15 protein-coding genes are annotated in these 23,175 nt (G+C 51.7%); 4 read left to right on the top strand and 11 right to left on the bottom strand.

Annotation, left to right across the window (positions count from 1 at the left end):
• Window positions 1-163: 163 nt before the first annotated feature.
• The 3 genes from K7H09_RS10435 (at window position 164) to K7H09_RS10425 (ending at window position 2,010) form a co-directional block, all read left to right on the top strand.
• Entirely contained in the window at window positions 164-829 is a 666-nt protein-coding gene (locus tag K7H09_RS10435) for a hypothetical protein (protein WP_240550038.1), read from the top strand.
• Window positions 830-893: 64 nt separating this feature from the next.
• Window positions 894-1,424: a FlgO family outer membrane protein gene (locus K7H09_RS10430; RefSeq protein WP_035538611.1), complete on the top strand. Its 531-nt coding sequence runs from the start codon at window positions 894-896 to the stop codon at window positions 1,422-1,424.
• 85 nt (window positions 1,425-1,509) lie between these two features.
• Window positions 1,510-2,010 carry a GNAT family N-acetyltransferase gene (locus K7H09_RS10425; RefSeq protein ID WP_039860590.1) on the top strand — a complete coding sequence of 167 codons (501 nt, stop codon included), beginning with the start codon at window positions 1,510-1,512 and terminating at the stop codon, window positions 2,008-2,010.
• 23 nt (window positions 2,011-2,033) lie between these two features.
• On the opposite strand, the gene K7H09_RS10420 is transcribed toward K7H09_RS10425, so the two are convergent.
• Together K7H09_RS10420 and K7H09_RS10415 are read right to left on the bottom strand one after the other, a co-directional pair.
• Entirely contained in the window at window positions 2,034-2,357 is a 324-nt protein-coding gene (locus K7H09_RS10420; RefSeq protein WP_230804597.1) for a DUF6916 family protein, read from the bottom strand.
• 63 nt (window positions 2,358-2,420) lie between these two features.
• Entirely contained in the window at window positions 2,421-2,966 is a 546-nt protein-coding gene (locus tag K7H09_RS10415; protein WP_009288455.1) for a phage tail protein, read from the bottom strand.
• An 877-nt stretch (window positions 2,967-3,843) separates the two neighbouring features.
• On the opposite strand from K7H09_RS10415, the gene K7H09_RS10410 reads away from it, so the two are divergent.
• The gene (locus tag K7H09_RS10410; RefSeq protein ID WP_230804596.1) at window positions 3,844-10,095 is read left to right on the top strand and encodes a DUF4347 domain-containing protein; all 6,252 of its coding nucleotides are present in this window, start codon (window positions 3,844-3,846) and stop codon (window positions 10,093-10,095) included.
• Window positions 10,096-10,287: 192 nt separating this feature from the next.
• Here the strand turns inward: K7H09_RS10410 and K7H09_RS10405 are convergent, their stop codons facing one another.
• The 9 genes from K7H09_RS10405 to K7H09_RS10365 all read right to left on the bottom strand — a co-directional run bounded on the left by K7H09_RS10405 (window position 10,288) and on the right by K7H09_RS10365 (window position 23,120).
• Complete coding sequence (locus K7H09_RS10405) at window positions 10,288-11,808, bottom strand: M14 family zinc carboxypeptidase (protein ID WP_009288104.1); 1,521 nt, start codon at window positions 11,806-11,808, stop codon at window positions 10,288-10,290.
• 387 nt (window positions 11,809-12,195) lie between these two features.
• Window positions 12,196-12,408 carry a DUF6447 family protein gene (locus tag K7H09_RS10400; protein WP_022519984.1) on the bottom strand — a complete coding sequence of 71 codons (213 nt, stop codon included), beginning with the start codon at window positions 12,406-12,408 and terminating at the stop codon, window positions 12,196-12,198.
• Window positions 12,409-12,499: 91 nt separating this feature from the next.
• On the bottom strand, window positions 12,500-12,796 hold the full coding sequence (locus K7H09_RS10395; protein ID WP_141224355.1) for a hypothetical protein: 297 nt from the start codon (window positions 12,794-12,796) through the stop codon (window positions 12,500-12,502).
• A gap of 407 nt (window positions 12,797-13,203) precedes the next feature.
• Window positions 13,204-14,874, bottom strand: coding sequence for a DUF4214 domain-containing protein (locus tag K7H09_RS10390; protein WP_022519986.1), 1,671 nt, complete (start codon window positions 14,872-14,874; stop codon window positions 13,204-13,206).
• 313 nt (window positions 14,875-15,187) lie between these two features.
• The gene (locus tag K7H09_RS10385; protein WP_009288102.1) at window positions 15,188-15,940 is read right to left on the bottom strand and encodes a SapC family protein; all 753 of its coding nucleotides are present in this window, start codon (window positions 15,938-15,940) and stop codon (window positions 15,188-15,190) included.
• 130 nt (window positions 15,941-16,070) lie between these two features.
• Window positions 16,071-19,475, bottom strand: coding sequence for a DUF4214 domain-containing protein (locus K7H09_RS10380; RefSeq protein WP_230804595.1), 3,405 nt, complete (start codon window positions 19,473-19,475; stop codon window positions 16,071-16,073).
• 630 nt (window positions 19,476-20,105) lie between these two features.
• Entirely contained in the window at window positions 20,106-21,134 is a 1,029-nt protein-coding gene (locus K7H09_RS24540; protein WP_230804594.1) for a glycosyltransferase family 4 protein, read from the bottom strand.
• Complete coding sequence (locus K7H09_RS10370; protein WP_009288100.1) at window positions 21,131-21,931, bottom strand: hypothetical protein; 801 nt, start codon at window positions 21,929-21,931, stop codon at window positions 21,131-21,133. The genes K7H09_RS24540 and K7H09_RS10370 overlap by 4 nt, the downstream gene beginning before the upstream one ends.
• Window positions 21,918-23,120, bottom strand: a complete 1,203-nt coding sequence (locus K7H09_RS10365; RefSeq protein WP_009288099.1) for an ABC transporter ATP-binding protein — start codon at window positions 23,118-23,120, stop codon at window positions 21,918-21,920. Before K7H09_RS10365 ends, K7H09_RS10370 begins: the two co-directional genes overlap by 14 nt.
• Window positions 23,121-23,175: the final 55 nt, after the last annotated feature.

Below are 23,175 nucleotides of genomic sequence, written 5' to 3'. Positions count from 1 at the left end.
GATGAATTAGATACGTCGAATTAGGCATGGCAAACTAAGCAAAGCACATAGTCTATCAAAAGCCGTTTTGTAGCGAAAAAGGAACCAGCAGGTGCGCACCCGTCCCCGATTATTTCCATTACCCTATTTCATACGTCCTGTTAGTTTGGGGCTGGCAAGCTTAATGCTTAGCGGCTGCTTTTATGCCAACACATCTCAAGCGCCGATCGCCACTACCTACCCCTATACCGAACAGCAACGTATGCAGGCAGCTCACCACTGGGATGTGCTGGCCCGCCATGAAGCTACCAGCATTTTACAACGCGAGCGCGTTCGCAATCGCGATTTACACATCAGCGAGTCAGACAGTGAAGCACTGCACGCCTACAGTGGCGGTGAATTTGGGCGTGGCTTTCGCGCACTGCTGACCAGCGAACTGGTGTCACGGGGCGCTAACCTTACCACCGTCCCCACTGCAAACAGCGCCAATATCACTATCGACGTCGAAGTTGTCGAGCACCGTGACCGCGGCTTTATCCGCCCACCGGTTGGCGCTTTTACCGCACTCACCGCGGGCATTGCGGTAGCCACGATTCCGTTTAATCAGTGGAGCGAACCTGCGCTGGGATTAATCCCCGCCGGCATGCTTGCCGATACCACCAGCGGTAGTTGGACATACACCGGTGACGAAGAGATCATCGTGACCACGCAAATTATCGATGGCGAACGAATTCTCTACTCTTCGTCCAACATTTACTACATCAATGCCGGTGACCGTCGTCAATATGCCCCTCATCGCGTGCCTCAGGCACCTACCACACCCTCCGTTCCCCTTACTGATACGTGGTAATTTCATGCTGATGACACTTTTAACTACTTGGCGCGCTCGCTCTATCGGCCATGCTACCCGTGGGATGACCATGGGCATAACGCTACTGTTACTGGCTGGTTGCAGCGCGCTGGGCAATGCTAACAACACGCCCGCCGAACCGGAACCCGATCTCTCTGAATTGGTTCATGCCGCTGCCGAGCAGATGGTTGCCAGCAATCCAGAGCTCACGCGCTATAGCCCCATGATTGCCGCCACTTTTGTGAGCATCGACAATCTAAGCCAGTCGTCTACGCTTGGGCGTATTAGCTCTGAAATTATGGCCTCCGCACTGGCCCGCCAGGGTATGCAGGTACGCGAAGTCAAAATGCGCGACAGCATGTTTATCGAAGAGAGCGTGGGGGAATTGATTCTATCACGGCAAGTTCAGCGCCTAACCGCTCAGCACAACGCCCGTTCAATTCTAATGGGCACCTATGCACAGGGCCAGGACTACGTCTATGTAAGTGCTCGGGTCGTTCGAGCAGGTGATGCCATGGTACTCGGCAGCGCCGATTTCCGCTTACCGCTCAATAACAACACCCGAAGCTTGTTAGAGGGCCAAGGGGGTTGGTGAGCACTCACGATTTTTGGCAAGCTCACGTTTATCTTGTAGTGGTGGGCGATTCAATCAACTTATATCCTTGGGCAATGGCAAACGAATGGCAGGTATTGGCGGGCACTTAAACGATGGGTTGCAACTTCGACCCTCTAGAGATTCAGATCATCTTTTTCTTGAAGCGCTTTATCGAGATATCCGGCAAGACCTGCAACTAGCGCTGGCTGATCAAGACATGATTGAGGCGCTGCTTGAGATGCAGGTTAAGGCCCAGGCAATCGGTTATGGAACTGCCTACCCCAATGCCTTGTATTATATCGTCGAGAAACAGGGTGAGCGGATCGGCCGTGTCACCGTGGATTTCGGTGCCAACGAAGTGCATATTCTCGACCTCGCGCTGATCAAGGGAGCACGTAATAAAGGCTATGGTGCTGTCGTTCTTAGGGCAGTCCAGGCAGCAGGGGCTCAAGTTATGAGCCCCGTTTCCCTTTCCGTCGATCCATTTAATGTTTATGCCAAACAGCTTTACCAGCAGCTAGGGTTCCGCTTTGAAAGATTAATGGGGGCAGTAGAACGCTGGGTCTGGTATCCGCAAACGCCCTAGTCAACTATTAGTTAGTAAAAATATTAGTTAAAAACCAGTTGATACCAGGGCCGTGGGTCGCCCCCCATTGGGGGTAACACACGGTTAATGTAAACTCCTTCCAGCGTTGCTCCGTCGCCTAAGCGCAAGACCCCGGTGGCGCTGGTAAAATCAACCTCGTCTTGCTGCCCAGACAGAAGAACACCGAAAGGCTCCCGCGCTTCGCCTGCCCCCGGCACTTGGCAGTCGGGGCGGCTGTTGACTTGCTCGACCGTTAATCTCACCGAAAGCGTTGGGGTCGTCGTCTCAAAGATACACACTTCTCCTTGTAGCGGCTGAAAATCCGCCGCCGTAATGGTGCCTAACATCGTGACTCCTACGATAAGAGGCCGAACCTCCAAACGTTCGGCCACCATCACTTGTTGCCCTACCTATTGGCGGGATGGATAGATACCCTGCAATGCAATACTGAAGTTCAGGGCGAGATAAGGGTTCATAACGTTAAACGGTTGGCTCCCTCCGCTAATGCCCGTTTGGCCATTGCCTAACTCAACCGTGCCAGAGGGGGTGCCACTATAGTAATTACGTACAGAGTCACTTAGGCCCACTTTACCGCTGGCTAGATAATCCCCTGTGGCAGGCGTAGCTTGATTGGCGTCATCCGGCGTAGTCATTGCCCCTGCGGCATGCGTATGTTGAGGCATTTCATTGATAGTCAGTGTGCGGTTTTCCGCTCCAGCCAGCTCCCCGATATCGACATTTGCCATGCCCGCTCCCTGACCTTGCCCTCTGGGCATTCGCCCTCTCAGATCTGGCAGGTTAAAGGTGGTTTGGCCGTTGCCGCCATACACAACGCCAAGTAAAGAGAAGAGGGCGGTATTCTGTGCAATAGACAACTGGGCACCATTGCACACCCCCCAGCCTCGAGGCGCCCATTCGAAGCCGAACATTTTGATTTCACCGAGGAATGGATCCATAAAATACTCCTTGTCACTGTTGTAATAAAGATATCTTTAATAAAGGTATCGTTAATGCTTATGGCGGTTACTCAACCATTAGCGGCTGCGCATGATTGGAAAGGACGATCCGGCTGCACGCACAGTAACCATAGACTCATTAAACCTAGTAGTAAAATCTTGCATATGCTTAGGGTCACGATCATAATTTTAGTATTACTGTGCTAATTCCTCAATAAACCTAGACTGCTTTTACATAGTTAAGAAACCAAAAAACTGTATAAGCAGTAATATAAATAAACAAAAGTTAAACAAGCAAAAATTGGATTAAAGCTTAGAGCACTTCACAAATCAGTGGAGCTCTTTGATGTAGCGAAGAGCGCGATCACGTGTTTCTGAACATGGGAAGATGGGCCTCATCTAGCGACCAGATCATCCAGCAGTGTTGAAATAGGGAAATCCAATGTATGCATCTTTCACCCTGTGAGCGTCTTTATATCAATCACAGACAGTGTCGCTTACTCAGTGACGGCTGTCATATTCAGCATTTCAGCTTAGATGCCGCAGCATCACAGTATCAGTTGGGTATCACCGAAATCACTAGAGCGGCCACCCATAGCACAACGGATCACTTCAGTATCAACTTCTCGCAACCCCTTGTCAGCGACGTGCTCTCGAAAGATCCTAGAGTAAAGAACTGCACAAGGAGCATTAAGATGGACATTTCACCGCTTCGGGTTGCTATCTTTGACGGCGGCGTCTCCGGCCTGTCACTTGCCTATTACCGGATCGACGCCGTATAGGAAAAGCCATATAAAAAAGACGTATAAACAAATACCTACAGATAAAATATACACAAACAACCAAATCTCTACACAACTTAAAGAGTGTACTCTTTATGAATACTCCCACCCGCCAAACGCCCCCAAGCCAATCGACTGGTCGTAACGAAGTTATCTTCGTCGACCCCCGAGTTGACGATTACCAAACACTGCTTAACGGCGTGGCCGACGATACCGTGGTCATACTGTTAGACCCCAGCGCTAACGGCGTTGAACAAATCGCCCAGGCGTTAGCACAGCGCGGCGAATTTGACGCCATCCACTTGGTTTCCCACGGCAGTGAGGGGCGTATAGCGCTTGGTAACAGCACGCTTGATAGCGAGACTCTGCCGAGTTATGCCCGCTTCCTGGAACAATGGGGCGAAGCATTGGGGCCAAACGGCGACATCCTTATTTACGGCTGTGATGTTGGCGCGGGCGAGCAGGGACTGCGGTTTGTGGAATCGCTAGCGCAGGTAACGGGCGCAGATGTGGCCGCCTCCGATGACCTAACCGGGGCCAGCGATCTTGGTGGGGACTGGGATCTGGAACAACAAACAGGCCTGATCGAAACAGCCGTTTTTTCACCCGCACCGGGGCTATTTCAGTCGACCTTGGCAATATCCAATGAGAATTTTGATGATGTAGGCCTTATCAATGAAAAACCGGTTACATCAATAAACGTTGGAGATTGGACGTTTGCAATGGATGGTGCTGACAGGATAGCTACCCCCAGCCCTTCAGACTTCACGGTCAACTTGAATAATTCAGGGGATCCTAATGACCGAGTAATTTGGATGAACTTTGAGAATCCAGATATTCGTCAATTCACCTTTTCTTCGACCGATGGATCTGAATTTGACCTTGCCTCGGCTGCCATTGGCATATCTGAGACAACAACTGACACTAATCCCGTGGCAACGATTCAGGGGTTCCGTGACGGTGCCGCAGTAACTTCTGCTGAATCACTTGACTTTACAGCTTCCGATACACAAGGAGACGCCCACTACACCTACAACGAAACTACAGCGGGTGGTGCTTATGGCGCGATAGATTTTCAGTCTGGCTACGACAACGTTGATGAAGTCAGGATTACATTTAGCGACGTCGCCGTGCTCGAAATGGATGATCTTGTCGCGTCACCGGCTGTCACGAATAATAATCCCGTTTTTGAAAATACGGATCCAGGCGGCCTGGTCGTCGACGAAACGTCCACTGATACCACCTCCGTCATCCACGATGTCAATGCCAACGATGGCGATAGCAGTGGAACCGACTCTGTCACCTACTCGATCACCGCTGGCAACGTCGACGGCGCGTTTGAGATCGATAGCAATAACGGCGAGATTCGTCTAGCGGATCCTGACGCACTCGACTATGAAGCCACCGCAAGCTACACCCTGACTATCCAGGCCGATGACGGTGAAAGCAGCAACAACACGGCTACTCAAGACATCACCATTTCCGTCAACGATATCGCCCCGGCCATCACCACCGGCCAAGTCTTTAGCGTTAAAGAGAGCGATGATAACAGCACGGTACTGGGCACTGTCGCTACTACCGGTGACGATAACTCGGTGAGCTACTCCATCGAGTCCGGCAACACTGGCAACGCCTTCACTATCGATGGCGCCACGGGCGAAATCACCCTGAGCGATACCAGCCAGCTCGATGCCAGTGCGACCGGCAGCTATACGCTCAGCGTACAAGCCACCGATGGCAATACCGCATCAACGCAAGATGTCACCATCAACGTCACCGACGATGTGGCTCCCAGCGTTACCAGTATTGCCCCCAGCGGTTCACCCGATGCCAATGCTGCATCCGTCGATTACACCGTTACCTTTAGCGAAAGCGTCAGCAATGTCTCTGCCGATGATTTCACCCTTACCTCCACCGGCACCGCCTCTGGCACGATTAGTGCGGTTGCTGGCAGCGGTGACAGCTATACGGTCAGCGTTACCGGTATTAGCGGTGAAGGCGACCTGCGCCTGGATCTTAACAGTGGCACCGATATCGACGATGGGGCCACCAATGCCCCGGCAGGCTACACCAGCGGTACGGCTCACAGCGTTGATCTGGTCAAGCCGAGCGTCACCAACGTCACTTCGCCGACGGCCGACGGGACTTATAAAGCGGGTGACACCGTTGATATTACGCTGACCTTTAGTGAAGTTGTGACCGTAACCGGGACGCCGCAGCTAACGCTGGAAACCGGGGCAACTGACCGAGTCATTGACTATACGGCGGGCTCCGGGACTAACACGCTGACGTTTGCGTATACCGTTCAAGCAGGCGATGAAACCAGCGATCTGGCGCTGGCGGGCAGCGAGATCCTGCTCAGTGGCGGTACCCTTCAGGATGCCGAAGGCAACAACGCGGTGGTCACCCTACCCACACCGGGGGACGCGAACTCGCTAAGTGCTAACAAGGACATTGTCATCGATGCCGTCGTGCCCAGCGTTACGAGTATTGCGCCCAGTGGTTCGCCTGCGGCCAATGCTGCCTCAGTGGAGTACACCGTTACCTTTAGCGAAGATGTCAACGATGTTTCTATCGATGACTTCCTACTCAACACCACCGGCAGCGCTTCGGGTAATATCGCCTCCATTTCAGGTTCCGGCAGTAGCTACACCGTCACTGTGGATACCATTACTGGCGAAGGCGACTTGCGCCTTGACCTGAACGACGGCACCGACATCAATGATGGTGCAGGCAATGCCTCGGAGGGCTTCTCCAGCGGCACTGCACATACCGTTGACGTGATGAACCCGAGTGTAACCAATGTCACCTCGACGAATGCCAACGGTACTTATAAAGCGGGCGACACCGTTAACATCACCCTAGCGTTCAGCGAAGCCGTGACGGTCAGCGGTACACCGCAGTTGACGCTGGAAACCGGGGCAACGGATCGCACCATCGATTATGTGGCTGGCTCAGGTACCGACGAGCTGACGTTTGCGTATACCGTCCAGGCGGGGGATGAGTCCAGTGATCTGGCGCTGACCAACGCTGGAATCATCCTCAATGGCGGCTCAATTCGCGATGCAGCAGGCAACGACAGCGAACTCACCCTGCCCACACCGGGTACTGCCAACTCGCTGAGCGCCAACAAAGACATCGTCATTGATGCCGTCGCCCCCGTCATCACCAGCGTTTCTATTCCGGATAGCAGTCATAAAATCGGCGATACCGTGACCGTCGCTATTACCGCGGGAGAGCCAGGCTTGTCGCTGGACGCCGGTACGGTGAACGGGGTAGCGGTCACCGATTTTACCGATCAGGGCGGCGGCAGCTATACCGCCACTTACACGGTACAGGAGGGGGATACATCCCGCGCCCCAGGCGACGATATTCCCGTTAACTTTGTGCTGTCCGATGCGGCAGGCAACAGCTCGGAGTACAACACCGCAATCAGCCAGAGTGCTGATGTCATCGACGCTGCTCGCCCCACCCTGGATGGCGCTATTGTACCGTCGCTCACCACCATCACTGATGATCAAATAGGCAGCGGTCGTTTTACCCTGACGCTGAACTTCAACGAAGCGATGAATACTGGCGTTGCACCCACGATCACCTTCCCAACGGAAGATCCCACAAACACGCTTACCTTTAACGCCGGCAGTTGGACGGATGCCAAGACCTATATCGCCACCTTTGACACTGCCGATGCCAATGAAGTGATCAATAACGTGGATGTGCGAGTCAGCGATGCTCAGGATGCGGCGGGCAATACGCTTGCCGCCGTAACGCAAAACGACCTCTTCAGCGTGGTGACCGCCACCAGCCCGGCGATTCAGGCGATTACCTCGCCCACCGCCGATGGCACCTTTGCGGTGGGCAGCAGCATTGATATCACCGTGACGTTCGATAAAGCGGTCGACTTTACTGCCAACGGCGGCGCGCTAACGGCTACACTCAACACCGGCGCCACGATCCTTCTCACCAATAGTGACGCCGCTAATCAAACGCAGTTTAGTGGCCGCTATACGGTGCAAGAGGGTGAGACCGACACTACGGGGCTTAACGTCGACTCGCTAACCCTGACCGGCGGTGCCACGCTGGTCGCCCATGATAACGGCATTGCGGCGAACCTTGCTACGCTGCCCAGCGGTCAAAACCTTGCCGATAGTGCTGAGCTGGCAGTTGATGCCAACTCGCCCGCGGCTACCCCAGCACCCACGTTAGCAGCTGATTCCGATAGCGGTGTGAGCGATAGCGATAATCTCACCCACCACACAACGCCCACCCTGACCGGCACCGGGGCCGAAGCGGGAGCCAGCGTTACAATACGGGTCGACGGCATCAGCGTGGGTAGCGCCACCGCCAATGGCAGCGGTGACTGGGCCTTCACCTTGACCGAAGGCGATCTGAGCGAAGGCCTCAACACGATCGATACGCTGGTTAGCGATAGCGCAGGTAATACCAGCAGTGCGTCTGCGGATCTTGCGCTAACCCTGGATACCACCGCGCCCACCGCCAATGACGACACGACAGCCACGGTCCGCGAAGACGCGGGGGAGACCCTGCTAACCAACGTTAACGGAGCAGGCGACAAGCTCACCGATAACGACACAGGCGCAGACGACACGGCCCCTATCACCGCTGTGAATGACCGTGCCGATGCCCTGAGTAGCGCGGTGGCGGGCAGCAACGGCGGGCGCTTTATTATCGAAGCCGATGGCACGGCTAGCTTCGACCCCAATGGCGAGTTTGAAGCCCTTGCCCACGGTGACACGCTTACCACCGATGTCACCGTCGACATTCAAGACACCGCAGGCAATACCAGCACGTCCACCCTTAGTGTGACAGTGGAAGGCGTCAATAATGCACCTACCATCGCCACCAACGCAGGCCCCAGCGTAAAAGCCGGCCGTAGCGTCACATTAACGACGGCCAACCTGAATGAAGGCGATCCGGATGATGCTGGCGATGAGCTCACTTATACACTGAACACCCTGCCAACGTCCGGTACGTTATTGCTCGATGGTACCGCCTTAGCCGCGAGCGAGACGTTTACCCAACAAGACATCGACAATGGCTTGGTGACATTTACCGCGGGCAGCAGTGCGGGCAATGCCAGCGTTGACTTTACCCTGGCTGATGGTGGCGAGGATGGTGTGGAAAGGGTCTCTGGAACTGTGACCTTTACGGTGGAAGCAGCACCGGAGCCAGAACCTGAGCCTGAACCAGAACCTGAACCTGAACCAGAACCTGAACCAGAACCTGAGCCTGAACCAGAACCTGAGCCAGAGCCAGAGCCAGAGCCAGAGCCAGAACCTGAGCCAGAGCCAGAGCCTGAACCAGAACCCGAGCCAGAACCTGAACCCGAGCCAGAACCTGAACCCGAGCCTGAGCCTGAACCCGAGCCAATTGAGCTCGCCAACTTTGTTGATATATTCACTGAAAAGGGATGGGAATTGCCATCTGAGCTCTTGGAACAGCTGCGTAATACCGCCACCTTTGTGCGTTACCCTGAGTTCGATACGGTGCTGACACCCATTATCCGTTTATACAACGGCATTCTTGATCGCGTTGCTGAACGGGAAGGCTTGGAGTACTGGGTGGCACAGCAAAATGCAGAAGGCAGCTTCAACGATATTGTTCAGGACTTTATGTTAGCAGAAGAGGTGAGCACCGCGTTACAAGCCATGGGCAGCGATAATGCCACCTTTGTGGATACGCTTTATCAAGCCGCACTAGGCCGTGCCGCGGATGAGAGCGGCCGCGATTACTGGGTAGACATCCTTGAGAGCAACAACGGGGATCGTAGTGAGGTCGCCCGTTGGTTTGTCCAATCACAGGAGTATATCAACGCCAACCCTCCTCTAGTGAACGGCAATAAGCTGCTGGCCTGGGGCGTGAACCTAGAACAAATGGAAATGCGCTCGCTGGGTTTTGATACCGGCGTAACGGCCGATCAAGACGACTTAGCGGAGACGTTAGTCCGGCTTTATACCGGCTTAGCCGGAGAGTCACCTAATGAGGCGACGTTTAATGAATGGCTGGAGAGTGGCCAAACGCCAGAAGCACTAGCGGCAAGCCTGCTAGAAAGCGAAGACTTGCTAACCACCGGAGAACCGATAGATTTTGAGATATTGATCGATACGCTTTATGAGCGGGTGCTAAATCGCTCACCGGACACCGCAGGTGAGCAGTATTGGCAAGAGGTGCTGCAAAACGGAGATGCCAGCCTGACTGAAATGGTGATGGCGTTTACTGACTCAAACGAGCACCAGCAGCTCAGTCGTTCAGAAGTGGATAATTATCTTGATGCCGCCAACCTGGTAGGCGTCGAAACTGACCTTGAGTCCTACCTGTTCGGCTAGGGCTATGGACTAACCCAACGGCACCGCAACTAAGTAAGTGGCGGTGCCGATTTCCTCCCGTCGCTCAATACATGCAGTTTTTTTGAGAGCCAAGTGGCTTGGTGAGGTAATAAAAAAGCTTCCCCTACTCAAACTCAGAGCTTATGGGGAAGCTTTTTTGATACTCAATCCTAATGGGCTACAAATCTATCCTTAAGCCACTAGCAATTCTTGGTGAAGAGGCTCAGAGGTGCCAATAATGGGCGTACTTTCCATCAGCGTATCCAGCCCTGCGACTATCTCGCCTTGATGAGACTCTTCACCCTCGCCTGCCCATTCGATCTCTTCAGCGTAAATCTCGTCAAATTCAATTCGCTCACCGCGCTCAGGTATCAGTGTTGCCAAAGCAGGATCAATGCTATCAAAACTGTTTTGCCCCATAGCCTCTACAACGCCTAGCATACTCAGTACGCCCTCAAGTACTATGGCACTAGAAACCGCATCAAAATCTAGCTCTAGCCCTTCCAGCGCTTTTAAGCTCAGCTCTTCCAGGCCCCGTTGCTCAATGAGGAGCGTAGGCACACCATCAATAGCAATTCCATTGCGTGCTATTTGTGGCGTGTCGCCACCGGGAAACAGTGACAAGTAGCCATAATCAAAATCATCGAGCCCTTGTGATATAGCTACCGCCGCTTGCTGTGCTGTTGCGGTAATGGTGGGATCGACGTCATCATTGGTTGGCCACAAGACTGACATCGTGTCGAGCTTGCCTGACTCGTTGATGTAGTTATTTTGGTTATGGTAATCAAGAATTAATTCAGGTTGAATCGCTTCGACCACCTGCCTAACAGCGGTGGTTTCTGGGATTAATGATGCATCAATCACTTCACTAGAATCCCAGGTACGGTTGAGGTCAATGTCCTCGGAGTTACGACGGGGATCGATGGTTGTTTCAGGGTCTAATTCACCTGCAACGAGCCCCTCCCAGCGCTCAAAACCGTCAGGGTTTACTCGTGGCATCACGGTTAACGTCACTTGCTCACGCAATGCTTGAGCAGCTTCACTGTCACCGCTCAGCCACTCTAGAAAATGCATGGCCGCCTCTGTCCCAGTTGGTTCATCACCATGCTGTTGGGTCACGATCATTAATTGGCGCGCCCCTTCGCCTACCGTGGCACTATATAAGGGCCTGCCTTCCAGCGACTCACCCGCCTGCTCTAAGCTCAACGTATCATAGGTGGCATCTAACGCTTCCAGGTCTTGATAAAGCTGTTCATTGCTGCGAAAGCCATCCTGCACAAGAGAGCGTTCTGCATCGTAACTATCAGCATCAACACTGGACGAATAAAAATTAGCAATAGAGGCATAGGCCTCGAGCGCCTCTGCATCTGTCGGGCTAGCGCCCCCAATTAGAGCCTGTAACAGCGCTTGGGGAGAGAGCCCAGCACTAGCCTGCTCCGACCAATATTCAATACCCTCTGCCTCTGCTTCACGAGCAAACAGGCTTTGATAAACTTCGTTTATCCACTCATTATCTTCCAGCCCTGACAGTTCAATGCGCCTTGCCTGGAACTCTTCAGACTGCAACATAAACGCCGACACACCATCCATATCCACTGAGCCGCTTTCTACCTGCTCTAGCCAATAATTAAACCCGTCTGGATCAGCCGCGCGCCCTAGGACACCCAAATAAAGAGTTTGTAGATTTTTTTCAATGGAAAGAGTTGTCATCATTAATGCCTCCAGGCATCACTACATATCGTTCCCTGTATCGCCGGTGGAGCGTCATTAGCGAAGCTGAAAATAGGCAGCTACCGCTAGTCACAGCACTTTACTAAGCACCTTTATATTTTTCACGCAGAAGGCTGAAAGTGACAGCCATCCTTTTCACACCCCTTTAAGGAATAGAGACAAGCACCCTATTTGTCAATATTCACCCTGGGCTTATGTGCTGGCTAAGTCATCGTCAGAGACCTCTATGCTCCAGCACGAGTATTTCTATCCTCTTTTTCATTACAGTATGGCTGGCTTCCACCTACCCAGAAGCACAATAAAAAAGCCAGTCAACATTAGCTGACTGGCTTGTAGATCAAGATGGCCATACCTGACCAATGTCTTCTTTTAGTGTGTCTTTTGCTCAGGAAGCTCATCTTTTAGCGCACGCGCGTAGGCTGTACGAGCCGTTTGGGCGATAGCTAACTGCTGATTCAAACGTTGAATTTCTTGATCAGTCACGCGCAGGTTGAGTAGCTGATTACGTGCATTTTCAGATAGATCTGACACATTGAATTCACTGCCGTCGATAGTAACGGTTTGTGCTTTATCCTTCGCCATACAAAGCTCCTTAGGGTAATACAAATTAGCGGTGAATTATTGCAGCTACGCGCATAAATGTCGAAGCGGTGTGCACCTAACAAACCTTCTACTACGCTGCTTTGGTATCAAGCGCTGTCAACAGCCCATCAATATCGGCCGTAGCTGGCAACGCCTGAGATGGGCGACTAGGGTGGCGTAGCGAAAATTCTTTTAGCGTTTTAGCAGGCAGTGCGGCATCCAGCGTTGGCACGCCGACTTGCCAGACCAAATGCCTTTTGGTTGAGTGAGTGTCCTCCTCAACCACTCCCCAACCCACTACCCCATGACCTTTCACGTAGCATAGTACTCGATCATCTTGCCGGTAATCGTTAGTCGATTCAAAATCGCTCAGGCGAAATGTAGCCATTCTGATGGGCCAATGCTTTTGCGCCCATTCTTTTGAAACGCTTTGCCAGAAGTATCGGGGGGATTCGGATACCGAAGGCTGTCGATGAGGATCTGGCAACGCGCTTGCCAACAGTAATTGATAATGCTTGCGAGCGACATGGTGATGCGCCAACCGTTGATGGAGCTCTGCAATGTGCGCATCTACAAGGCCTAAATTGATCAGCTGTTTTCGCGCTTTGGCACTTAATGCCCACGTGGGGTAGCGACGCCCTTCAATAACGATACTTTTCGGTAATTTCGCCATCACTTCCCAATCTCGTCGCTTAAAATCAACGCGGCATTGTACTCAATTCAATCAGCACGGTAAAAAGATTCGTCCTGCGCCTCTGGCGTTAGTCAGTCGGATTCATTCAGTCGCTATGTTTTCTAGCCCAGCAGGTATGTCTCGATATCTTCCGGCACCCCAATAAGACCCTGCTCGTAATGCTGTTGAACATATGCATCAACATTAGCTTGAGTTGCATTGATGTATTCATCAGAATTCGTAAACGCTAACACCAAATCCCCCCCATCAAATGCCTCTTTTTGTAGTTGCGTCTGCCAATAGACGGCTCCCTCTGCATCTGGGGCACGTCCTAAAACCTGCTCATAGAGAGAGTCGATCAGCACCTCTGCCGTCGTCTCAGTTTGGCTATCCAAAAACTCACTGCTTGCAAAGAAGTCTGCAGCGGTAGACGTAAGTGATTTGCCACCTGCTAACGCTTCAAGCCAATAGTCGAAGCCTTCCTCATCAGGTTCTCTCCCTAGCACACCGGTATACAAACGTACCAATGCAGTAGCCAATTCCTCCTCAGCTGCCGTCGGCCGACTGTCAAACCCAAGCGCTTCTGGGTCTAAAGCCTGCAAATCAACGCCCCACATTAACAGCTTTGCCCCCTGAACCAGAGAGTAGCTACTGGTCACATACTCTGCCGAGTTGGTAAACGCTAACGCAATGTCTGCCAGCTCTACTTGCCCCCCTGCGAGCTGCTCTAACCAGTATGCCTGACCCGCTGAATCCGGATCGCGGCCAAGGACACTGTTATAAAGCGCCTCAATACGCCCCTGCATTCCACCGCCTAGCTGGTCTGACAAGTAGGTAAACTCTTCCGATACCACAAAGCTATCCGCCAAAACGCGTAAACTACTCCCCGCATTGAATTGTGATACCCAATACTCAACACCTTCTTTATCCGGCTCTCGCCCTAGCAGACCTGTATAGAGTCGTAGCACTGGATCGATAGTGCTTTCTAAACCAGGGTAGCGAAGTAGTTCATCTCGACTTTGCAGCGCTTGATCAAGCGTCTCAGACCACTCCCAACCCGCTGCAGCTAGCAGGGATTCAAACGTCTCCACATAAGACGCGCTATTCTCAACGTCTTGGCTTGGCAGTGGAGAAATCAAGCTGTCATTATCTTTAATCCATTGATCAAGTGTTGCTAAGTGAGCACTCACGTCAGCCGCCCATTCATCAGTCGAAACGGCGCCTACTACCACTGGGCCGTCACTTGATGAGTACCATACTGGCCCACCGCTATTGCCAGGATTAATTTCAAAGTTCTTGAGGTCTATTAAGTCATAACCAGACATAAGTGTTGTGGCACTATTGTCTTCCATAAGCCTTGGGCCACTGGCATCACGATATACACCGGGATAACCTGTCACACGATAGGTCTCTCCAGAGGCATAATCCCCCAATGAAAACCAACCAATATCATCACCAATGGCATCGCCTAACGAGACTAAAGCAAGGTCATACTCGCTTTCGGACGGTGACAAAAACCCTGGTTCTTCAACATCTAACTCATAATAATTAAGCCCAGCCGCTTGAAAGGTGCCATAAGGACGTGCCCCACCATCGCGGCCAAACTCCACTTCTACATCAGTAGCAGCCCCCAATACGGGATCATAAAGCACATGGGCAGCCGTCAGTACATCGTTACGACCGACCAACGTACCCGAGCCTGAGACCCGTGTACCATCATGAAAGGTAGCTTCTAAGTAAGCCACGGCTGAGAAAGGAAAGGTATTGCTATCAGTACCAACATAACGGGTCATGGATAAACCTCTTTAACAAGCCAGTAATGGCTTACCTTATAAAGCAACATTGGACTGCTAAGAATATTTTCTACGCTGCGAGATGCCGCCTCATAACTTTTCGTTAAAAGCCAATAAAATTTTTCTGATATTCTCGGAATGAGCTTAATTATTCACCGCAACCCAATTATGCTGTTATCCCGTGCTGGGCATTACCAACATTGTATCTTTGCGTGTCTGTAATTGACAAAACGTTAGCTGTATAGCATACATTGTTTGAATGTCTAATAAGTAAACTCAAACAATGCAGAAACAAGCGCATGCAATTAAATTACTATCCAAAATCGAATTGCAGATCATCGCTATCGTCTGCAAATAATTCATCGACTGATTCAGTCATGCCTATTTTGGCATGCAGTGCAGCACGCTGTGCCAACTGGTCATGCTGCGCCATGGAAAACATCTGACCATAGGCTACCGCCAAAGGCACTCCCTGCAGTTGATGCAACTGCTGCGCTGTCAATCTATTCAGGGCCTCCTCTTCGACTTTATAAAGCCCTTTAATGCCTGGCCCGTCTTCAGTAGTTTGCCATGGCTTCAAGATGCCCTGCTCAGCAAGTGTCTGGCAGGCAGTGTCAGTAAGGCGGCGGTTCTTGGCGCACTCACCAACGAAGTCGAGTTGCTGCCTTACCGACTCTGTCAGCTCTCCCTGCTCATCGAACAGTGGCTCCCCCCCCTGTTGCAACAGATGATCGGCATGGACTTGCAGCACCATTTCATCTGAGTCCTGCCGCCTCGCTACTGCAAAAGGATAACCACGAAAATGGGCGGGAACATACGTCCCTAGCCAACGACCATCCTCGGGGTGGATATAGTGGTGTGAATGCGCTGCTCGACCAAGCAACGCAACAAGATGATAGCGCTCTTCACGCTTAATAAAACCCATAACGAACTGCGTCAAAGCCTGTCGCAGTTCTCCTGCCAGAATCGGTGCTACTGCCTGATCCGCGGTGAACCGATAGTTCTGGCGCGGCGAATAACGCATGGATGCATGCTGTTGACGCGATAAAGTAACCCAATTTGACATGCTATCTCCTTTACAAGAAAACCCCGATCCAAGGATCGGGGTTCAGTTTATCCCATACGTATATCAACAAAGATATAACGTTTAGGAACCAGATGTCGGTACAAGACCGACACCTGGAGTGCGTCCGCTATTACGCAAGGTTAACAGCAGAAGCATCGATTTCGTTACCGAAATCAACGATACCAACCAGCGACGCATCAGTGAACTCGTTGGCGGTATTGGCGTCGTTGACACCAGAACCGGTCAGTTCGAACACTTTGTATTCGCCAGCGTTGTTATCGTTCTCGATCATCACTACAGATTTAACGGTATTGCCAACAAGGTCAGCTACATTGGCAGATACGTCGAGAGTACCGTCGACGATGCTGCCGTAACCAGCGTTGTTGCCGTTTTGGATAGCAGCCAACAGATTTTCTGCTGTCAAGCCACCCCAAGTCTCATCTGCAGCATTACCAGTACCAGCAGCAAAGTCGTTGATGGTGATAACGTTGTTAGCAGTAACGGTAGTTCCACCGTTAACGCCAACAGTAGCGAACGTATCACGCGACTCTGCAGAAGTGCTGCCCTGGAATTCTTCGTTGCCTAAGTAGGCAGTGAAGTCCAGAGTATCAGCGCCAGTGCTAGTGCCGTCGGCGTCGAAGTTAACAACGGTGTTACGATCGAAGTTATCTTCAAATACGATGGTTTCGTTGCTGACATCGTTAGTTGACAGAACGATAACATCGCCGCCAGAACCAGCATTGATTTCGTTGCCGGTGTTGTCAGCAGTAGAGGCTGTACCAGTATAGGTGTCAGCCTGAACGCCACCACCAGTACCGATACCGTTAATACCGTGAGCAGCGCTGGTAGAGCCATTCAATACGGCTTGCAGGTTCGCATCAGTGCCGTCGAAGTTAGAGTCATTAGACTCTTCACGGATGGCGGACTCGAGACGACCTTTAGCCGAATCACTCATGCCGCTTACGCCAGCAGGTGACAAGGTGATTTGCAGATCATCGGCTTCAAACTGGCCATCAACCTGTGAACGGATCACGAGGCTGTTGTCTGGACCGTTTTCAGCAACCAGCAGCTTGCTAAGCACTTTGTGGTTGTTAACAACCTGTGCAATTGCAGCATTGATATCACGCTGATCACCGAAGACGCGGTCACCCAGGATATCGTTCAGGTTGATGATACCTTCGAAACCATTGTCGAAAGAATCAGCTGCAGCAGAAGTTACTGCACCACCAAGGCTAGCACCGGCCAGTGTTACAGTCAGCTGAGCGCCGTAAAGCACAGCAGGAATATCGTTGCCAGCAGGTGTGGTTTGACCAGAGGAGAGGCCAGCCGCGTTGCCGCGTAGGTCATCAAATGCAGTGTTCTGAGTGTTAACCAACCAAGTGGCACCCAAATCGCTGTTCATTTGAGACAAACCGCTGTTGTCGCTGTAGATGGTGTCGTTGCCAGCACCAGTGCTGATCAATACACCGCCTGCGCCTTCAGTCCAAACAACGTCATCGCCTTCACCAGTGTTGATCACAACGTTGTGTTGCAGATCTTGCTGGTTAGGCAGACTGAAGTCGTCAGCGCCTTGAGCAATGGTGTGAACAGTATCGTTACCAGCACCTGTATTAATGCCCAGTGAGAAGCCGTTGAACTCAGCAGCTTTGTCGAGGGAGTAATCTACAGTGATGCTGTCGTTACTGGCACTGGTGTTATAGACGTGAGCCTTGTTTTCAGCGTTCGGCGCCCAGTCATTAGCAGTTGAATCCAAACCTGCTTGACCAGCTACAGAAAGGTTCTCGCCTGCAAAAGCAGTAGCGTCGAAGTTGTAGACATTGCCTACGTTTTCGATAGACAGGTCGCCTTCAGCAGCACCAGAAGTTACTTCGATCTGTTCGAAAGCAACAAGCTCAGATTGACCAGCTGCAGTCATGCCGTGAGCAGTAAGAACATTGTCTACCTTGCTGCTACGATCAACTTCCAGGTTCAGCTTCTCGATAACTTTCTGAGAGTTGGACATACCACCGATGATGGCATCGCCAGCTGTGGAGCCACGACCAGCGTTGTCGAGAATCAGGTTGGTTTCGATCAAGGTAGTGCTGACGTCCGGCTCAACCGGCTGTGCAGTACCGGCTACCAGGAATTCGTCGTCAACAGACTCAACGCTGTTGTAGTCGAAGCTAACGTCAGAGAATGCGTTACCTTCTGGATCGGTAACCAGGATTTCCTGGGCAGTGAACGGCAGGTTCACAGTGTTACCGGCTACAGTTACTTGGTTGTAAGGGTTAGCCAGTTCAACGTTGTAGCCATTAAGACCCAGCTCGTCCAACTGTGCTTTTACAGCTTCTTGCAAGCCAGCATAAGTACCGTCAGTAGAGCGCACGTCTTCTAGAACGTAGTCTTCACCGTCAACGCTGAAGCCGATAGTCAGTTCAACGTTAGTTAGCGGCGTCTCAGGCGTTGCGGTGGTTACGTCAGCAACGCGAACCATCAACTGAGAGTTGCTCTGCTGAGGACCTTCTTTGGTCAGCGAGTTGGTATCGAATGCAGCACGCAGGTCGGAATCAGTATCAACACTGCGCATACCGAAAGTGATGTCTTTGGTGACGGACAGTTTGCTACCCAGACGCACGTCATCAATGAAGAGACCTGAACGATCGCTGTTGTCAGACCAGAACTCTTCAACGCTGTCCATACGACCAGCATCCAGAACCACGCCATCCAATGCTTCGATGTGTGTTTCTTCGATGTTAGTAGTACGCGGCGCGACATATAAAGCATCAGTACCGAAATTAACGTCTCCAGCATCTACTTTCTGATCGTTAATCAGGCTAGCTTCAATCTTGTCGCGACCAGCGCCGCCGTCAAGAATATCACCAGTAGACAGTGCGTTGGAAACGGCACCGTTCTGGTTTTGACCAACGAGACCCACAAAGGTGTCGTCTGCGTCAGTACCAGTTAAATTATCACGACCTTCAGTCAGGACGAACGTTTCGCCAGGATTAGAAGGCTCAGTCGGCTCTTCAGGTTCAGTCGGCTGAGGAATACCTGCAACAACTTCAGCGATGTCCAACTCGCCAAGGTCAGTGCTTGCGTCAATTCCGGCTAGGAATTCAGCAGCATAGTTATCAGCTGCGGTGCCTGACTGATCATCACCTGCCGCTTCGGTATAGAGGTCGGCTGCAGCAACTTTATTTGCCAGCGTATCGGCATCTGGCTCATCAGTGTTGGTTGCATTCTGTACGATGGTTAATGCAATGCTCGCCAAATCTTGCTCACCGCTTTCTAACTTCTCTACATAGAAAGCCAGGCCTTCAGCGTCAGCATCACGACCAAAAGACTGCTGATAAATGCCGTTTACCAGTTCTTCGTTTTCAAGGTCGCCAAAACGAGTGGTGTACTCTTCGGAAGTACCGAAAGCACCAACAACTGCTTGCGCGCCGCGGGCTTCAATTTCCTCTGCCCAGAATTCTAGACCCTCTGCATCAGCAGGGCGGCCATAATAGGCTACGTATAATTGTTGAGCCAGATTCAAATTCTCTTGTGTTGCCATGGGACTATAGTCTCCTTGCTTAAGAAAGATACCACCTACAAAGGCGGCTCTTATCACCTTGAGCGCTCAAGGTATTTTTAGGTTCCTTAAATAGCATAGTTTTCAGCGTACTGACTAAGCAGATTGGCTGATCCTCCTACACTACTAACATCAACTGGAACACGCCTAATGTAATGTCACACATCAAGATAAGTCAATTGCTGTGACCGTGGCAAGGTTGCAAAAGCAACACAGGCTACCCGCGTGAACACCTACTACAATAAGCACTCAACGTCAAAACCTACTACAGGGAACCCGTTTTAGGTTTTCGCGCTAACGTCGAGCCAGCTGTGTCAGAACCCTCGCGTGGAGTTTTTTACTAAACTCCACGTTTTCGAACACTGATCGCTAATAATCAGTATAAAGCGATGCGAGCAATTCTTGCAATACTTAGATTGAGAAGGCGCCCTCTTTAACTTGGTGCATAAACTCGTCTCAAAATAGCTACTTGAGCCTTTAGGTCAAATTCCGCTGGGCGTTTTATTGCTTTTTTTTGACAAATAACTGACCCAACGCAACCACTGCTGCGGTATCGAGCTACCGATCCAGTTCTCGCTTTGAGCTCAGCGCCCAACCGTTTGTTCGCCCCATTTATTCACTGTATACCAGCTTTGTGACAACTTGATGCCAAGAAATTTTCTCCGCGTAATAGGCCTCACGGCCTTGCTTACCCATTTGCTTAGCCTGAGCGCGGTGTGCATAAGCATCATCCAACGCCGCAGCGAGTGCCTGAGGGCATGGTTCGCATTTCCAGCCTGTCACGCCGTGCTCAACAAATGCTGTGGGGCCACCACTATCAGTGCAGGTAATGACGGGCTTGGAGGCTAGCATTGCTTCTAATGTGACATAACCATAATCTTCATCAAAGGGAGGAAACGCTACTGCTAACGCATGGGCGTATAGTGTGCGCTTCTCCTGCTCGGAAATATGCCCTAATAGCCGCACTCGGTTACCCAAACCTAAGCGCTCAATCAGTTCTTCAAGCTGGCGACGCTGACTGCCTTCACCGGTGAGCAATAACTTTATGGGCGTCCGGGTGTTCGCCATGGCCTCTATCAATAGCATCTGACGTTTCAGCGGCTCCAGTCGGCTAGGGTAAAATGCATAGCCCCAGTCATCACCGCAGGTAAAGTGTTCAGCTTGGTGAGGAGGATGGTACAACGGTTCCGCCATTAAGCCGTTATAATAGTGCAAGCGTTCGGCCACACGGGGGGAGTTGGCAAACAGGTGTTTGGCCCCACTAAGGTGGCGCCGGTCAAACGCTTCTACCTGGGGTTTTAATGCGGCCAGTGCGGGACTTGCCTGCTTGGGGTCGTAAAGCTCATAGCAAACGCGGTGCTGATGCATTAACCAAACCACATGTGCGGGGTGGTGTAAGCCATAGGTAGGAAATTGCAGGCTGATAACACGATCAACCAACACGTCGTTTGGAGCAGTAAGGTCGAGTTGCTCAGCAAACATCATTTGGCGTTCAATCTGTGTTTCGCCATAGTGAAACGGTAGGCGTAGGCATTCCACTTGGTGCCCATAACGCCTTAGCGCCGCCACTAATCCTTCCACATGATAGTTGGCACCGCCGGCGATAAAAGGCGTATGGTTAGCTGTCACGAGTAGCTTCACGGTGCTTCCTTGTGGTTGGCCTTTAACCCTCGTAGAGCATCGCGCAACAGTTTAATCATGGCAGCAGCCTGTTCGTCGCTTAGCCATTTAATCGGTGGCTTTGCTTGCGATGATGCCGCTTGTGATAATGATGCTCCCGGTCGTGAAGTATCTGGCAGTGCAATGCCTAGAGTCATCATTTTTTGTTGTATATCAGCCATTTCAGTGAGCGTTATAGCTAACGCTTGATACTCCTCACGGCGCTGCCCTTGATGAACTAAAATATCATAAAATTCGCCCTCTTCTTTCCAGCGTTGTTGATAACGGCGCCACAGTAAGTTGACAATCACTTTCCACCCCCACAACCCCCTACGGCAAACGCCAGACAGCGCCGTTAACCGCCGATGCCAGCGGTTGAGCCGGAGCAGTCCACGGGGCAACTCTAGCCGCTCCTGCTTTATGTAGTCTTGGGTTTCAGTCGCTTGCAGCAGAATCATTAACGTGGCAACTCGACCTTCACGGGCTGCAAGCTCGCTATGATAACGAGCCCCTTGCTGGTCTGGCATACGCCCCATTAGGAAGCTATAGGCGCGTTCGACAAATGCCTGGTCATCTAGATGAGCACTCAATAGCTCGGCTAGGCGCGGCGCACGAGGATCGTAAAGTCGATGTTGTTGTGTTTGCAAAATAGGCACAAGGCGCTGCTGCCATAACCAGAGCCAGCTTTCAATTGCCAGCGAATCTTGTGTATCCGCCAACATCGCTTGATCTTTGAGACGCTTAACCAACGTGTCTATATCCTGCTCAACATTTGTCATGCTGGCGGCCTATTTCAAAAGCGCAGTCTAGGCGACACATACCTGAAAACTTGCTGAAGCGGTAGCCCGCCACTTCAAAGGTATCGAGACTGTCATGCCACCAGTAACAGTTTTCCAGGTGGTGGTCGCTTGAATGAAGTGCGGCAGAGAGGGTGTACTTGCCGGGTGCGATGTTGGCCTTAATACGCACTACTACATCGAGCTCCTCACCTTCACTCATGACCAGCGTTTGCTTGTGCTGATGGGTATTTTGGCCGAACACATCCTGCCCGTACCGATCGCGCAACAGTACTCCAAGGGCGATGTCATCAAGTGCAGCGCTGGCCTTTAAGCGCAAATGAATTTCCAGTGTTTCGCCACTAGCAAGCATTGAGCTTTGGCTATCTTGCCCCTGTACATGGCAGTGGGTTACCACGACTTCTTGGGTACCGAAGGCACCGGATTCACCTTCTCGCAGGTCATCGCCTTCTGCCTGCTCGGCCATAATTCGGTTGTAATGATTAACAGCGCCTTCCGGGTCGCCGTTATGAATTAAACGCCCTCCTTCTAATACAATCGCGCGGTCGCAAAGTACTTTGACTGCATTGAGGTCGTGAGACACAAACATTATAGCGCCGCCCTCCTGCTTAAATTGGCGGATACGCTGAATGCACTTTTGTTGAAAGTAGCCATCTCCAACCGAAAGCGCTTCATCGACTAAAAAGCAGGCGGGATCGGCGTGAATGGCAATGGCAAAGCCTAGCCGCATGACCATGCCGGAGGAGTATGTCCGCAGTGGTTCATGGATATACTCGCCTAGCTCACAGAACTCGATGATGGCGTCTCTGTGACGCTCGATGTCCCCATGCGTCATACCCAGCATCAGTGCATTGATAGTGATATTGTCGATGCCGCTGAGCTCTGAATTAAAGCCAGTACCAAGCTCTAGAAGCCCGGTTACTCGACCATCGATCTGTAAGCTGCCTGCGTCAGGCATCAATACGCCAGTGAGCAGTTTTAGCAGCGTCGACTTGCCCGCGCCGTTGCGTCCTAATACGCCAAGCACTTCACCTTCCGCCACCTCGAAGCTGACGCCGTCCAAGGCGGTATGCTGGGTATGGTGACTCTTGCCAGTAAGGGCTTCTTTCAAGCGTTCGCGCGGTGAGGCAAACAATTTGAAGGATTTATGCAGGTCTTTAACAACAATCACTGTTATCTCCAGAAACGCTGCACGCGGCTAGCACACATGGCTAACACACGTCGCT

This window comes from Halomonas sp. IOP_14 (genome assembly GCF_021021315.1).
GTDB lineage: Bacteria > Pseudomonadota > Gammaproteobacteria > Pseudomonadales > Halomonadaceae > Vreelandella > Vreelandella titanicae.
This window is presented reverse-complemented; position numbering and strand designations above follow the sequence as displayed.